The organism is Xanthomonas sp. WHRI 7064 (genome assembly GCF_040202355.2).
Taxonomy (GTDB): Bacteria; Pseudomonadota; Gammaproteobacteria; order Xanthomonadales; family Xanthomonadaceae; genus Xanthomonas; species Xanthomonas arboricola.
Map to the genome: position 1 here is coordinate 386,136 of NZ_CP167821.1, position 14,031 is coordinate 400,166.

A 14,031-nucleotide genomic window follows, 5' to 3' on the forward strand; every position below is an offset into this window, starting at 1 on the left:
CGAACCGGCCCCGTCACCCCAAAGCGGTTTTTTTAGGGCTGGGCGTTGCAAAAAATGCGACGGGCAGCTTGTGGCCCGTTTTGTTCCTTCTCCCGCCGGGAGCAGGTTCCAGCAGAGCGGATGCGGGTGCGGCAGCATCAAGGTAGCTGAGCAGCCGTACCCTCACCCCAACCCCTCTCTCGCAGGAGCGGGGCTTTGGGATTCCTTTTTCATCGGCTGCTACAGTCATGTGGATTCCATGAAAGAGATTCACCAATGGCGCGCGACAACTTCAAGGACCTGCTGGCGCTGATCGCCATCGTTCGCGAGGGCAGCTTTACCCGCGCCGCCGCCAAGCTGGGCGTTTCGCAGTCGGCGCTGAGTCACACCATTCGCGGGCTGGAAGCGACGCTGGGTCTGCGCCTGCTGACCCGCACCACGCGCAGCGTGGCGCCCACCGAAGCCGGCGAGCGGCTGATCCAGACGGTGGCGCCGCGCTTTGCCGAAATCGAGGAGGCGCTGTCTGCGCTCGGCGAAATGCGCGACACACCTGCAGGCACCGTGCGCATCACCGCCACCGACTACGCTGCGCGCGCGATCCTGTGGCCCAAGCTGTCCAGGCTGCTGCGCGACTACCCCGAGATCAAGGTCGAGATCGTGGTCGACAACGGCCTGACCGACATCGTCGCCGACCGTTACGACCTGGGCGTGCGGCTGGGCGACCAGGTCGAAAAGGACATGATCGCCGCGCGCATCGCACCGGACATGCGCATGGCCATCGTCGCCGCGCCGTCCTATTTCGCGCGTCGGCCCATCCCCAAGACGCCGCAGGACCTCACCGCGCACAGCTGCATCAACCTGCGCATGAAAACCGCCGGTGGCATCTACGCCTGGGAGCTGGAAAAGGACGGGCGCGAAGTCATCGTGCGCGTGGATGGCCAGCTGACCTTCAACGGCACCTATGAAGCACTGGACGCGGCGGTGGACGGCTTCGGCATCGCGTTCGTGCAGGAGGATCTGGCGCGCCCGCATATCAAGGCCGGACGGCTGCGCTGGGTGATGAAGGACTGGTCGCCGACCTGGCCGGGCTTGCACGCGTTCTATCCCAGCCGCCGCCATTCCTCGTCCGCCTTCAACCTCGTCGTGGACGCGCTGCGCTACAAGGGCTGAGGGATCCACGCCAGGCAGAGGCGCTCGACGCAGGCAAGTGGTTGATGAGCGGGCTTCATAAGCCCGTGCGGATCCACCATCTTTATCGCTGCCCACTGCCTGCGTAAGCTGCAGCACATCCAGACACGCGCACGCCCGAGCCGCAGCATCCGTCGCTGCATTGCGCCCGTCGTGCGTCGCTGCGGTGGCAGGTCGATGCAGTGCATCGCTGCCTGCAGCGCATCCCTTCCGAACACCAGGTTCGCTATCGAGCGCGGCGTCAGCGCGCTTGCGGCGTGGCGTTCGTCTCGCATTCCACTTCGCACTAGGACCCCACATGCAAGCCAGTTCGCTCGCTACCGATCCATCCTCGCGCGCCGCAGCCGTCGCAACCCGCCAGACCTGGAGCGCGGTCGGCTCGATGTCGCTCTGCGTTGCGCTGCTGATCGCCTCCGAGTTCATGCCGGTCAGCCTGCTCACGCCGATCGCCGCCGATCTGCACGCCAGTGCCGGCATGGCCGGCCAGGCGATCTCGATCTCCGGCCTGTTCGCGGTGGTCGCCAGCCTGCTGATCGCACCGCTGTCGTCGCGCTTCAACCGGCGCCATGTGTTGATTGCCCTGACCGGGGTGATGCTGTTGTCGCTGCTGTTGATCGCCAATGCGCACAGCTTCGGCATGTTGATGGTGGCGCGTGCGCTGCTCGGCATCACCATCGGCGGCTTCTGGGCATTGTCCACTGCCACGGTGATGCGCATCATGCCCGAGCATGCGGTGCCCAAGGCCTTGGGCATCATATTTATCGGTAACGCGGTCGCTGCTGCATTCGCCGCGCCATTGGGCAGCTATCTGGGCGCCACCATCGGCTGGCGCGGGGTGTTCTGGGGCATGTTGCCGTTGGTGGCGCTGACCATCCTCTGGCAATGGCGCAGCCTGCCATCGATGCCCGCGCAAGGCACAACTTCGCTGGGTGGCATCGTCACCTTGTTGAAGCGTCGCTATGTTGCGCGCGCCATGCTCGCGGTGATGCTCGGATTTGCCGGTGCGTTTTCTGCGTTCACCTACTTCCGCCCGTTTCTGGAAACCGTTGCGCAGGTCGATGTGTCGCAACTGTCATTGCTGCTGCTCGGCCTGGGCCTGGCCGGATTCGTCGGTACCTATGCCGCCACCGCGTTGGTGCCGAAGCGCTTGTTCACCCTGCTCAGCGTGCTGCCGGTCGCGCTGGGTGTGGCGACCATCAGCATGCTGCTGGCCGGTCACCTGGTGTGGGCCGTGGCCGTGGCGATGATTGCCTGGGGCACGCTCAACTCGGCGATGCCGGTGGCCTGGTCCACCTGGTTGAGCCGCTGCGTCAAGGACGCACCGGAAAGCGGCGGCGGCCTGATGGTTGCCGCAATCCAGCTCTCCATCATGCTGGGTGGTGCCGCAGGCGGCGTGCTGCTGGATCATGTGTCGATCGGCGCCACCTTTGTCGGTGCCAGCGTGTTGCTGCTGGCGGCGTCACTGGTTGCAGGGCGTGGTGATCGTTTACAGCCGTGAGGGATGGTGATGAAAATCCAGATCCTGGCGCAGGGCATCCACGCAGTAGTCGACAAACGTGCGCACCTTGGATGAGCTGCGACGGCCTTCCACTTAGACCACGTGCACCGGCTCCGGTGCGATTTCGAACGTGTCGAGGATGCAGGTGAGCTTGCCGCTCGGAAGGTGTTCGCGGATCTGGTAAGCCGGTACCTGCGTCAGTCCCCAACCCTGTACTGCGGCGGTGATGGCGGCATTGAACGAGGTCACGCTCAGCCGCGAGGCGACATCGACCAGATGCTCGCGCCCATCGATGCGGAACGGCCACTTGGGTGGGCGCTCGGACGGTGCGGTAGAGATGGTGGCGTGCTGCGGCAGATCGTCCGGCTGTTGCGGCGTGCCGTGTGCTGCCAGGTAGCCGGGCGAGGCGCAGACCATGCGACGCACGCTGCCGACCGGGATCGCGGTCAGCGATGAGTCCGGCAGCGCGCCAATGCGCACGGCGACATCGATGCCCTCGTCCAGTAGCGGCAGCACGCGGTCGACCAGGATGGCGCGCGCGGTCATCGACGGATATTCGCTGAGAAAGCGCGTCACCACCGGGGTGACATGCAATGCGCCGAACATCTGCGGCGCCGTCACCGTCAGCAAGCCGCTGGGAAGTGCGTGCAAGCCGGCCGCCCTGTTTTCGACATCCTCCAAATCGGCAAGCAGGCGCCGGCAGTCGATGGCGTACTGCTGCCCGGCCACGGTAAGCCGCATCTTGCGCGTGCTGCGCATGACCAGCAGCACGCCCAGGCGGCTTTCCAGCTGCGCGACGGTGCGGGTGACCGTTGCGGTGGAAATGCCAAGACGCCGCGCAACGCCGGCAAAGTTTGCCTGCCCTGCCAATGCGGCAAACAGCGTCATTTCCTGAATGCGGTCCACGTGCGTCTCAGTGATGGATGTGGCAGCAGCCTAACAGCCTGCCGATGCACCTTGTGCGACACACCACGGCCTGGCGATCGCACGCGGTTGCGAAGCTGCGCGCAGCATTGCAGCAACGGCAATGGTGAATTGACCTCCCTGGTGGTTCTCCGCATTTGCCTGCGCACCTAGCATGGCCGTCACTTCATCGATCCGGGATTTCCATGGAGCATTCCGATGTGCCCATCGCGGACAACATCGCTCACGCCAGCACAGATATCGGCCGCCGCAACCTGCTGCGGGCGTCGTGCATAGGCACCGCATTCGCACTGGGTGCCGGTGCGCTCGACGCTGCCGACCTTTCCAGCACCACGATTGCACTCAAAGAGGACACCATGCCGAACGATGAAGCATTCCGCGTCAGCTTCCACACGCAACAGGTCGGCGATATCGAGGTGTTCTATCGCCAGGCCGGGCGCAAGGATGCGCCGGTGCTGTTGCTGCTGCACGGCTTCCCCAGTGCCAGCCATATGTTCCGCGATCTGATGCCGCTGCTGGCAAGCCAGTACCGCCTGATCGCGCCTGATCTGCCCGGCTTCGGCAACACCAAGGCGCCACCGCGCGGGCAGTTCGATTACACGTTCGATAATCTTTATAAAGTCATCGAAGGCTTCACCGAGGCATTGGGACTGGCCAGCTACAGCGTGTACGTATTCGATTACGGCGCGCCGGTGGGTTTTCGCCTGGCTGCGGCAAACCCGCACAAGGTGAGCGCCATCATCAGCCAAAACGGCAACGCTTATCTGGAGGGTTTCAGCGACCAGTGGGGTCCGTGGCAGGCGTACTGGCGTGAGCCAACTGCAGCCAACCGCGACGCCTGCCGTGACTCGCTGTCGCCGCAGACCATTCGCGACTGGCAGTACGCTACTGGTGCCGACCCCAGCAGGCTGTCGCCCGATGGCTACACCCTGGACATCGCATACATGGCCCGCCCGGATGCCGAAGAGATCCAGCTGGATCTGATTCTCGACTACCGCAGCAATGTGGCAGCCTATCCGAGCTTCCACGCGTATTTCCGCACCCATCAGCCGCCACTGCTGGCGGTGTGGGGCAGGCACGATCCCGCCTTTATCCCGCCGGGTGCGCAGGCCTATCGCAAGGACCTGCCGAACGCCGAAGTGCATCTGCTGGATGCCGGACACTTCGCGCTGGAAACGCATGCGGTCGAGATTGCACAGTACATCCGCGATTTTCTGGGACGCGCGCTTGGCATGTCTTCGTAATCGCATGGCACGCGCCGGGAGCTGCAGCGTGTGACGCCGCCAACGCTCAGACCTGTCCTCACCGATGGTGCAGCTGGCCGACTCGGCAGTTGCCTTGTCGCGCGCTCGGCATGTGTCCTGTCACCCGGAGTGATCACCGACGTCACAGCTGAAGTGGCTTGATGCCAGTCGAGGTTGCTTTCGCGCCTCTCACTCGACCCCACCGCCGCTCGATATCCGGGGTGAATGACAGGCGCGCGTGGCCGGCGCAAGCAGGGTGATCGGTCGGTTGTGTGTGCGCATGGGCAAGCCTGCTGCAGCTGTAGGTCTCCCGCACCGATCGGGCCTGCGCATAGGGTGCAGCGTTGTTTCATCGTTCATTACTAAAGTTTTAGCGACGCTTGCCGCTGTATCAATGGGGCATCCCGACCCTTGCAGAATGAAGTCAGTCGATGGTCATGATGCGACCATGGGTGCGAATCTCTCGGCTCGGCTTCTTACTTGGCGCGGTGGTGCTGTCGATGTCGCCAAGTCTTGCCGCCGGGGAGCAAGCTGCGGCAGCGCCTGCGCGCGGCGATGTGCTGGTTCGGGTGATGGCGCTCGATGTCACGGTGGCGCACATCGACTCGACGATCCCCTCCATCGGCGGCAAGGTCAATACGCCCGACAAGCTCGTTCCAGGTGCAGACCTGAGCTATTTCATAACCGACCACTGGGCAGTGGAAGGACAAGGCGGGCCGTTCGTCCGCGTCTACCGGGTGAGGCAGTCGCTTATCGGCGATTTCGACGTAGGCCGCATCCATACGAGAGCCGTCTCGCTGGTGCTCCAGTATCACTTGCGCCCGTCTGCCAAGCTCAAGCCCTATCTGGGGTTGGGCCTCAACTACGCTTGGTCAGGCGATGTCGAACCCGCAGCAGGCATCCCGGATTTCAAGGTTTCAGACATCACCAGCGGCATCGCCAGTCTGGGGGTGGATTACCGCGTGACTGATCGCTGGTTTCTCAGTGGCAGTGTGCGCTACCTGCTCAGCCCCACTTATCAATTCCGCGGGCACGGTTTCAACGCCACCGTCAAACTCGACACCTTGGTGGTCGGGGCCGGAATCGGATACCGGTTTTGACGCATGAACTGGGTTCGGACACTGAAGCGAGTATTGCGCCTGGCGTGTCACCCGCGTTTCGAAGAGTAAGGCGATCGTTCATGCTCGACATCAAAACCCTCTATTTCAGCAGCGCGCTGGGCCGTGCCGCCTTTCTGGTGATCTTCCTTGTCACCTTGCTGGGCCAGCCCAGAGCACGTTATTTGCACCATTGGACTGCGGCGTTGCTGGCTTCCACCCTGGCCTCGCTGATCATTATCAACTATCACGCCAGCGTGGTGCTCCCGCCCTTGCCGGCGTTGATCATCTACACACTGTTCCTTTTGAGTCTGGTCGGGTCCTGGAGCGGCGTGCGCCTGTTTTACGGGCGAGCACTGCCTGTGCTCCTGCTTATCCTACTGACCTCGGTGCCGGCGATAGCCTACGTCGTTGCCCTTGCCGTGGGTGTCCCCAACCGGTTTGCGCTGCCTATCATCTTCCTCAGTGCTGCCTTCTCGGCGGGCATGGTGCTGGTTGAGATCGTCAACGCGCCTGACCGCCGATTGATCTCTCAGTACGTGGTCGGGTTTGGGTTCGCCTGCTACTTCCTCGTGCTGCTCTTGCCGGCGTTGCTGATCCCCTTCGGCCTGATTCCGGCCGACGTCAGCCACAGCGGGCAGGTGCCGATGATCTTTGATCAAGTCAGCAGCATCCTGGTCTATTTTGGTTACATCGCCATGGCGGGTGAGCGCGCCAACCTCGGTTTCCAGCGCCTGGCCGAGAGCGATCCGCTGACCGATCTGTCCAACCGGCGCGGCGGCCGTCAGCTGTTGGAACAACTGCACCTGCGGTTGTCCCAGGGTGCGTCATGCAGCGTGGTGATCGGTGATATCGACCATTTCAAGGACATCAACGACACGCTGGGGCACGATGCCGGCGACACCGTGCTGATTGCACTGGCAGAGCGGCTCAAGAGCAGCCTGCGCAACCGCGACAGGGCGGTGCGCTGGGGCGGGGAAGAGTTTTTGATCGTTCTACCCGACACCGGCATCGATGAAGCTGAACTATTCGCCGAGCGCCTGCGCGTGCTGATCGAGAGCGTTCCATTCGATGTCGATCAGCAGCAACTCACCGTCACCCTGAGCCTGGGTGCGGCCGAAATGGTGCCGGCCGACCCGAGCTTCGAGTCGGTCATCCTGCGTGCGGACCAGGCGCTCTATCGCGCCAAGCACGAGGGACGCAACCGGGTCTGCCGGTTTTGACACGTCTCGCACTCGATGGGGGGATTGGCACCTGATGCATGCTGTGAGATGAGAGCACCTCACAGCGCATCGGCCGGTACCGGCTTGTTACTCCGATGAAAGCAAGCCAAGGGTGAAGCCGGACACGGCATTGACCTTGCCGCGCCAGAGCACGCCACGGTTGCTGGGCAGGGGCTGGCCGCCGGGCGAGAAGCAACGCGAGTCGATCAGGTGAATGAACTGCGGCGGGCGGCTGCTTTGCGCATCTTCCTCGGTGTCGTAGATGCTGGCGTGGCTGGCAAACGCACGACGGATATCCTCTTTTTCCTCGGCATCGCCGGGGTAGGCGGCAGAGAATTCCTGCGCAAACGCCTCGAAGTACTGCTTGCCGCTGACCAGCTGGCCGGACACGATGATGCCCTCGACAAACAGCGTGATGCCGAACTGCACGTTCGAGCTGTTGACGGTTGCGACCAGCTTCTGCAGATACCAATCCAGGCTCTGGCCGTCGAACGCCAGCTTGACGTCTTCCAGGCTGGGTTGGTTGTCTTCTTGCTCTGTCATGTGGCTCTCCTTGGTGGAAGGGTTGATGCGTCTGTCGAAATAAGCGCGGCGAACTACCGATCGCCATGCATGCCCAAGAAAGCAGGTACGTCCTGTCCAGTGAACGGCGTGGTTGAGTCCGCCATCGTCGCCTTGGAGAGCATGCCCAGAGTCTATGACATGTTTCCCTTGTTGGCCTGCCCTGGTTGGAGTCTTGATCCTCAGCGCTAGCTTGTGCTGTTGCACGAGCTCTTTGATCGCGCGGCTGCTAGATTTGGTTGCTGCTCACATTGCCGCCGCAGTGCAGTTGCGCCACGCGACAGTGCACTAATCGCAAGATAGAAATACATTCTTCAACCTCGACGCCGCGCTGCTGAACTCAAGAGGTGGTAAGGGGGGGCTATGGCATTAGTCAAAAGATCAAAGTTATTTCAGTCATCACCTCAGTCCTGAGAGGCGTAATTCGATCCTCAAGCGCACTAAGTGAAGGCGAGTGGTTGATTAGACAGTATGGCTGTAGGAGTGGTCTGCAAAGTTGGCTCTGAAAATCCTCTTTGCCAATAAAACGAGCTCAACATTAAATGAGTCGCCGTGTCAGTTAAAGTACGAGGTGTCCTAGCAATCGGAGCCGATAATGGAGCTTGCAAAAATTTCCTCTGATGTTGATCTGAGTAGTGGGCCTTGGGCTGAGGATGTGCTTGAACGAAAAATTCCGGGTAAGACTCTTGTTCAGCTGATAAAAAATCTTGATCAGCCTTATGTCATATCAGTACACGGAGCTTGGGGCTCCGGAAAATCAATTTTTTTGAAAAGAGTTGGTGCGGCACTGGAGATAGAGAGAATACCTGTTGTTCGCGTCGATGCGTGGCGGAATGATCTGCACGATGATCCTGTCTTTGCATTAATAGGAGCGATGAACGAGGCTTTGAATTCTGTCGGTATTGAAGAAAGAGATGAGAAAAAACGTAAGGAATGGTTTGGTTACGCAGCTACACTGATAAAACCATTAGCATCTGTTGCTGCGCCCATTGTCAACGTTGCTGCGGGAGGCGTGCCTCTTGGTTCAATTGCTTCTTCTTTCTTTGACATTGGTTCTAAATATTTAGAGGCCGAGAACGCGAAGCGAGAAGCTCACAAATCTTTTGAAGATAGGCTCGCGTGGGTTAGAGATAAACTTTTAGAACGTAGTGGGAGGTCACTTATAGATGGCGGGAAAGTAGTGATCATCATCGATGAATTGGATCGATGCAAGCCAAGCTATGCAATAAGTATGCTTGAGCGAGTCAAGCACCTCTTTGAAATTAAAGGCTTCATATTCGTGATCGCTACTGATGGAAAAAATCTTCCTGAGGCAGTTAGATCGGTCTATGGCGGTACAGCGAGCGGTGAAGAGTATTTACGTAGATTTTTTGACTTTGAATTTAGACTTCCGGTGCCTAATGCTAAGCAATTCAATTCAGTATTACGGAATCAGTTTAAAATTAAAGGCGCTGATCTGGCTTCATGGCCATCTGTTCGGCATAGGATTAACAATGGTGACTACGATAGCTTTCAATTGAACTGGCTAGGCGTAAATTTGCTCGAAGCAGCCGTGGCGTTCGAGGATATCGCTCAGGTGGCGAATATGTCCCTTAGAGATCAAGCTCAATCTTTCGCCTCAATGTGTGCCAGTATTCGTACTTCTGGTGCTGGAGCGAACTGCTTCCCGCCGATAGTTGCTTTCCTTTCTGCAATGAAGTATTTCGACAGAAATAGATACGATAGTCTGAATACAATGAGTCGTAATGTTAATCTGGGGGAGCCTACAAGTTCGAGCCTTAACTTCGATGGTGTTGATGACCTGCCGACCGGAATGTATATATCTGAATTCAAAAATCTATATGCCAGCTCGTCTGATTCGGCTAATTACAACTCAGCAATTGGAAGATTCTTCGATCGTAATTCCATCGGGCGTTATGACGTAGTGGAAAGGCTGCGAATGAGGCTCGAAAAATTTGATGTATCGTCTTTCAGAAAAAATGTTGATGGAATAATTTACATCACAAGCCTATTCGAAAATGATGTTGATTATTGAAATACGGTAGTGAGATTATAAGTAGGTGAGAAAGGCGCGGCGGTTCACCACCCAGCCACCGCACCATCGGATCGCGGATCGCTTGCCCCGCTGATCACGCCATCCACCTCGCGCACCAGCGCGCCTGCGTGTCCCATCACCGAGGTGTAGGCGGGCAACAGGTCCACCGCATGCCCGGCATCGCGCAGTGCCTGCACCAGTGCCGGATCAAAGCGGTCTTCCAGCTTGAGTGACGTGCTCTCTTCGCCCCAGGTGCGTCCCAACAGCCAGCGTGGTGCGGTGATGGCCTGTTGCAGCGGCACGCCGAAACGCGCGTAGCGGGAGAAGATGGCGGCCTGGGTTTGTGGTTGGCCTTCGCCGCCCATGGTGCCGTAGGCCATGACGCGGCCGTCGTCGAAGGTGGCCAGCGCCGGGTTGAGGGTGTGGAAGGGTTTGCGGCCCGGGGCGAGTGCGTTCCAGCCGTCGGGGGCGAGGCGGAAACTGCAGCCGCGGTTTTGCCAGGTGATGCCGGTGCGCGGCAGCACCAGGCCGGAGCCGAATTCGAAATAGGTGGACTGGATGCAGCTGACCGCGCGGCCGTGCGCGTCTATGGCGCCAAACCAGACGGTGTCGCCGGCCTGCGAGGGCTGCGGCCAGGGCAGCGCGCTGTGCATGTCGATGCGTGCGGCGAGCGCATCCAGTGCGGCACTGTCATCGAGCAGCGCCTGTGCATCCAGCGTCATCCAGTCGGGGTCGCCGAGGTGTGCGTCGCGGATCAGGAAGGCCTGTTTGCTGGCTTCGATCAGGCCGTGGAGGTGCGCATAGCTGTCGGGCTGTGCGACCTGCAGGCGATCGAACAGGGCAAGGATTAGCAGCGAGGCCAGGCCTTGCGTGGGCGGTGCGTGGTTGTAGAGGCGTGCACCGTGGATGGCGACCGAGAGCGGTACGCTGGCGTCGGCGTGGTGGCTTGCGAGATCGTGCGCGCGTAGCGGGCTGCCGAGCGCCTGCAGGTCGGCGGCGATGTCGTCGGCCAGTGCGCCGCGATAGAAACTGTCCAGGCCCTGGTCGGCCAGCCGTTGCAGGGTGTGTGCGAGCTGCGTCTGATACAGCAGTGCGCCTTCGTGCAGCGGCGTGCCGCGTGGTTCGAAAATTTTGGCGTAGGCACCAGGTTGCACGCGCAGCTCGGCACCCTTGCTGGTGGCGATGTGCGCACCGCCCAGCGTCACCGGCACGCCCGAGCTGGCGTGGTGGATGGCGTCCTGCAACAGGCGCTGCAGCGACAGGCCGCCGCCTGAGTGTTGCAGCGCGAGCGCCCAACCGGAGACGGTGCCGGCGACGGTATTGGCCGCGCCCGGGCCGCGCCACGGAATGCTGCTGTGGCCGCGATAGAACTCCCGTGTTGCAGCCTGTGCCGCACGGCCGCAGGCGTCGATGGCGTGCACGCGGCCATCGGGGTCGTGGATCAGCCAGAAGCCGTCGCCACCGATGCCGGTCATGTGCGGGTAGACCACGGCCAGGCAGGCGGCGGTGGCGACGGCGGCTTCAATGGCATTGCCGCCGTCGCGCAGTACATCGCGCCCGGCCTGTGCGGCCAGATGGTGCGGGGCCACGACCATGCCGCGGCGTGCGCGCAAGGTGTGCAGCATCAGCGCGTCTCCGCCGGTGGGCTGAAGGCCAGCAGGCCGTCGCGTTCGAGTTGTGCGGCGAGCGCGAACAGGCGGTCTTCGCGGCCGGGTGCGGCAATCAGCTGCACGCCCAGCGGCAGGCGACCGGGGCGCGGCAACGGCGCGGCCAGCACCGGGCAGGCGGCCAGGCCGAGCGGCTGGGTGAAGATTCCCAGGTTGGCGCGTGCGGACACCGGCTGGCCGTCGATCTGGATGGTGTCCTGGTCGATGCGCGGTGCCACGCAGGGTGTGGCCGGGGCGATCAACACATCCACCTCGTCCCAGAGGCGCTGCATGGCGGCGCCAAACCACTGCGCGAAGCGGTGCGCATCGGCCACCGCGCTGGCGGGCAGTTGCAGGCCGGCGAGCAGGCGGTCGCGGGTGGCCGGGTCGAACCGCTCGGCCTGCGTGCTCAGGCCGGCGCGATGGCGGTGGCCGCCCTCGGCAGCGGTGAGCACGAAGGCGGCGGCGCGGGCGCGTTCTGCTTCGGGTAATTCGATGAGGCTGTTGCTGTTGCAGGCGGTCAGCAACGTGCCGAGGCCGGCATCCAGCTCGGGATCCAGGTTGCGCTGAAACCAGCCGCCCAGGCGGGCGATGCGCAGGCTGCCGGCATTGCACGACGCCAGCGGCTGACCGAGCATGACTTCATGGACGCGGCGCAGGTCGGCGATGGAGCTGGCGAACGGGCCGATCACATCCAGCGCATCGACGAAGCCGAACACGCCATCCAGCGGCAACGCGCCGTGCGTGGGGCGCAGGCCGTATACGCCGCATAGCGCGGCCGGGACGCGGATGGAGCCGTTGGTGTCCGAGCCCAGCGCGAACGGCACCAGCCCGGCGGCCACCGCGGCGGCCGATCCGCCCGACGAGCCACCGGCCAGATGACGGTGATCGTGCGGGTTGGCGGTGGTGCCGTAGTGCGCGTTGACGGTGGCGAAGCCGTAGGCGAATTCGTCCATGTTGGCGGTGCCGACCAGCACCGCGCCGGCGTCGCTCAGCCGTTGCACCACGGCCGCATCGCGGCTGGCGGGCGCGCACTGCGCGCGCATGACGGCGCCAGCGGTGGTGACCTGGCCGGCGACGTCGAACAGATCCTTGACCACGAACGGCACCCCTGCCAAGGCACCGCCGTCGCTGCCGCCGGCCAGCGCGGCCTGCACGCGCGCGGCATCGGCGGCGGCGCGTGCGGGCAGCAGGCGGGTGATCGCGCGCAGGCTGTCGTTGGCCTGGTTGATGCGCGTGAGCGTCTGCGTGGCAAGGCGTGCGGCCAAGGTGGGCTGGCTGCGGGTGGTGCTGACGATGGAGGCGATCAGCCCGCGCGGCGTGGTGGTGTCCGGCGCGGCGGGGCGCGGCGCGTTGAAGCTGGCGAGCAGCTGCGCGTGGCCACGCAGGACCTCGGTATTGCGATCGATGCCGGCCTGCCACTGCGCTGGGAGTTGCATGGGGTCACCTGGTTGGAAGCGGGGATTCGCTAGTTGGGAGTCGGGATTGGGATGCCGCAGCCTCATCCGCGCCTCGGGCATCTTCTCCCGATGGGAGAGGGGGGAGCGGCGAGCCGACTGCTGGTGGTTGCGGCGCGGTGAGGTGGTCTACCAGCAGCTGTTCGAACGCTTCGATATCCACCGCATGCACCACGGTCTGCGCCTGCTCGCCCAGCCCCGGCTGGTACCCCGGTGCCCACGACAGGATGTCGCCGTAGCCGGCATCGAAGGCGGTGTTGGTGTCGACGTAGAGCGTCTCGGTCCGTGTCGCCAGCTCGGGCCGCAGCCACACCGCGGTGGCCAGTTCGTCCCACATCGGAAAGCCCGGTTCGCGGCGGCGCAAGGCATGGCCGATGCTGGTATCGGCCGCGCTCATGCGCGCCAGCAGGTCGGGCGTGAGTTCGGTCGCGGTCGATGGATCCACCGGCACCATGGTGATCTTGCGCCAGGGGGCGCGCATGACGATGCTGGCCGCTTCCGGATCCCAGCGGATATTGAACTCGCGGCGTGGCGAGTTGACGAACTCGCGTGCGAATTGCTGCGCGCTGATGCTGTTGCGTTGCTGGCGTGGGTTGAGGCTGCCGCCCATGTAGACCAGCTCACGTGCCAGCGTGGCGAAGGCCGGATCCAGCGATTGCGCAAGCGCCAGATTGGTCAACGGGCCGGTGGCAATGATGCTCACCTCGCCCGGATACTGGCGCACCATGCGCAGCATGAACAACGCGGCCGGCTCGTCGGACGCGCGCACCACGCTGGGATTGCCCAATGGCAGGTCGGGCACCACGTCGTGGGCGTGATAACGCGGCGCGCTTTGCACGGTGTCGCCATCCACCCAGTGCCTGGTCCAGGCACCTTTCCAGACCAGCTTGCCGTAGAGCGCTTCCCAACGCTCGGTGGCCAGTTCGCTGTTGAGCAGCGGATGCACCGGGCCGGGCAGCACCGGGATGCCGGGGTGACCTGCCAATTCCAGCAGGCGGCAGCTATGCGCCAGCACTTCGTCGCGCCAGATGTTGCCGCTGACCGCGCTGATGCCCAGCACCTCGACCTTGGGCGACTGCAACAGCAGCAGCTGCGCGGGTGTGAAGCCGTCGATGTCGTCTTCGAGAATGACGCGGCGTCTGGATGTGGTGGCGTGCGGGTCGGTCATTGCGCTTTTGT

General features: G+C 62.6%; 10 protein-coding genes and 1 pseudogene. 6 read left to right on the forward strand and 5 right to left on the reverse strand.

The genetic code is table 11. The features are described 5' to 3' along the window. The first annotated feature begins 255 nt into the window (after positions 1-255). Together ABQY74_RS01665 and ABQY74_RS01670 are read left to right on the forward strand one after the other, a co-directional pair. Positions 256-1,149 carry a LysR family transcriptional regulator gene (locus ABQY74_RS01665; RefSeq protein WP_024939822.1) on the forward strand — a complete coding sequence of 298 codons (894 nt, stop codon included), beginning with the start codon at positions 256-258 and terminating at the stop codon, positions 1,147-1,149. 316 nt (positions 1,150-1,465) lie between these two features. Beyond that, positions 1,466-2,665: an MFS transporter gene (locus ABQY74_RS01670; RefSeq protein WP_016901430.1), complete on the forward strand. Its 1,200-nt coding sequence runs from the start codon at positions 1,466-1,468 to the stop codon at positions 2,663-2,665. Here the strand turns inward: ABQY74_RS01670 and ABQY74_RS01675 are convergent. Then, positions 2,654-3,553 (reverse strand): annotated as a pseudogene (locus ABQY74_RS01675) (LysR family transcriptional regulator). The gene ABQY74_RS01670 and the pseudogene ABQY74_RS01675 overlap by 12 nt on opposite strands. A 392-nt stretch (positions 3,554-3,945) precedes the next feature. On the opposite strand from ABQY74_RS01675, the gene ABQY74_RS01680 reads away from it, so the two are divergent. The 3 genes from ABQY74_RS01680 (at position 3,946) to ABQY74_RS01690 (ending at position 7,153) form a co-directional block, all read left to right on the forward strand. Continuing rightward, complete coding sequence (locus ABQY74_RS01680; protein WP_212579576.1) at positions 3,946-4,833, forward strand: alpha/beta fold hydrolase; 888 nt, start codon at positions 3,946-3,948, stop codon at positions 4,831-4,833. Positions 4,834-5,270: 437 nt separating this feature from the next. Continuing rightward, positions 5,271-5,933, forward strand: coding sequence for an OmpW family protein (locus tag ABQY74_RS01685; RefSeq protein ID WP_166772790.1), 663 nt, complete (start codon positions 5,271-5,273; stop codon positions 5,931-5,933). 80 nt (positions 5,934-6,013) lie between these two features. Further along, positions 6,014-7,153 carry a diguanylate cyclase gene (locus tag ABQY74_RS01690; RefSeq protein WP_016901434.1) on the forward strand — a complete coding sequence of 380 codons (1,140 nt, stop codon included), beginning with the start codon at positions 6,014-6,016 and terminating at the stop codon, positions 7,151-7,153. Between the two features lie 87 nt (positions 7,154-7,240). Here the strand turns inward: ABQY74_RS01690 and gvpU are convergent, their stop codons facing one another. Then, positions 7,241-7,696 carry a gas vesicle accessory protein GvpU gene (gene gvpU, locus ABQY74_RS01695; protein ID WP_016901435.1) on the reverse strand — a complete coding sequence of 152 codons (456 nt, stop codon included), beginning with the start codon at positions 7,694-7,696 and terminating at the stop codon, positions 7,241-7,243. 613 nt (positions 7,697-8,309) lie between these two features. Here gvpU and ABQY74_RS01700 point away from each other — a divergent pair. Beyond that, positions 8,310-9,749 (forward strand): P-loop NTPase fold protein, encoded by a 1,440-nt coding sequence (locus ABQY74_RS01700; protein ID WP_349793081.1) that lies wholly within the window; start codon positions 8,310-8,312, stop codon positions 9,747-9,749. Between the two features lie 44 nt (positions 9,750-9,793). Here ABQY74_RS01700 and ggt read toward each other — a convergent pair whose 3' ends face one another. Genes ggt through ABQY74_RS01715 form a run of 3 tightly spaced genes read right to left on the reverse strand, consistent with a single transcriptional unit; the run spans position 9,794 to position 14,020 of the window. Continuing rightward, positions 9,794-11,374, reverse strand: coding sequence for a gamma-glutamyltransferase (gene ggt, locus ABQY74_RS01705; RefSeq protein WP_349793083.1), 1,581 nt, complete (start codon positions 11,372-11,374; stop codon positions 9,794-9,796). After that, complete coding sequence (locus tag ABQY74_RS01710) at positions 11,374-12,834, reverse strand: AtzE family amidohydrolase (protein ID WP_349793085.1); 1,461 nt, start codon at positions 12,832-12,834, stop codon at positions 11,374-11,376. Before ABQY74_RS01710 ends, ggt begins: the two co-directional genes overlap by 1 nt. 4 nt (positions 12,835-12,838) lie before the next feature. Further along, a complete protein-coding gene (locus ABQY74_RS01715) occupies positions 12,839-14,020 on the reverse strand; it encodes a nucleoside hydrolase (RefSeq protein WP_349793087.1) in 1,182 nt (393 codons plus the stop codon). Between the last annotated feature and the right edge of the window lie 11 nt (positions 14,021-14,031).

Excerpts from the sequence above, each read along its gene's own strand:
- ABQY74_RS01665 (WP_024939822.1), top strand. The coding sequence starts at position 256 with ATGGCGCGCGACAACTTCAAGGACCTGCTGGCGCTGATCGCCATCGTT.
- ABQY74_RS01670 (WP_016901430.1), top strand. The coding sequence starts at position 1,466 with ATGCAAGCCAGTTCGCTCGCTACCGATCCATCCTCGCGCGCCGCAGCC.
- ABQY74_RS01680 (WP_212579576.1), top strand. The coding sequence starts at position 3,946 with ATGCCGAACGATGAAGCATTCCGCGTCAGCTTCCACACGCAACAGGTC.
- ABQY74_RS01685 (WP_166772790.1), top strand. The coding sequence starts at position 5,271 with ATGATGCGACCATGGGTGCGAATCTCTCGGCTCGGCTTCTTACTTGGC.
- ABQY74_RS01690 (WP_016901434.1), top strand. The coding sequence starts at position 6,014 with ATGCTCGACATCAAAACCCTCTATTTCAGCAGCGCGCTGGGCCGTGCC.
- gvpU (WP_016901435.1), bottom strand. The coding sequence starts at position 7,696 with ATGACAGAGCAAGAAGACAACCAACCCAGCCTGGAAGACGTCAAGCTG.
- ABQY74_RS01700 (WP_349793081.1), top strand. The coding sequence starts at position 8,310 with ATGGAGCTTGCAAAAATTTCCTCTGATGTTGATCTGAGTAGTGGGCCT.
- ggt (WP_349793083.1), bottom strand. The coding sequence starts at position 11,374 with ATGCTGCACACCTTGCGCGCACGCCGCGGCATGGTCGTGGCCCCGCAC.
- ABQY74_RS01710 (WP_349793085.1), bottom strand. The coding sequence starts at position 12,834 with ATGCAACTCCCAGCGCAGTGGCAGGCCGGCATCGATCGCAATACCGAG.
- ABQY74_RS01715 (WP_349793087.1), bottom strand. The coding sequence starts at position 14,020 with ATGACCGACCCGCACGCCACCACATCCAGACGCCGCGTCATTCTCGAA.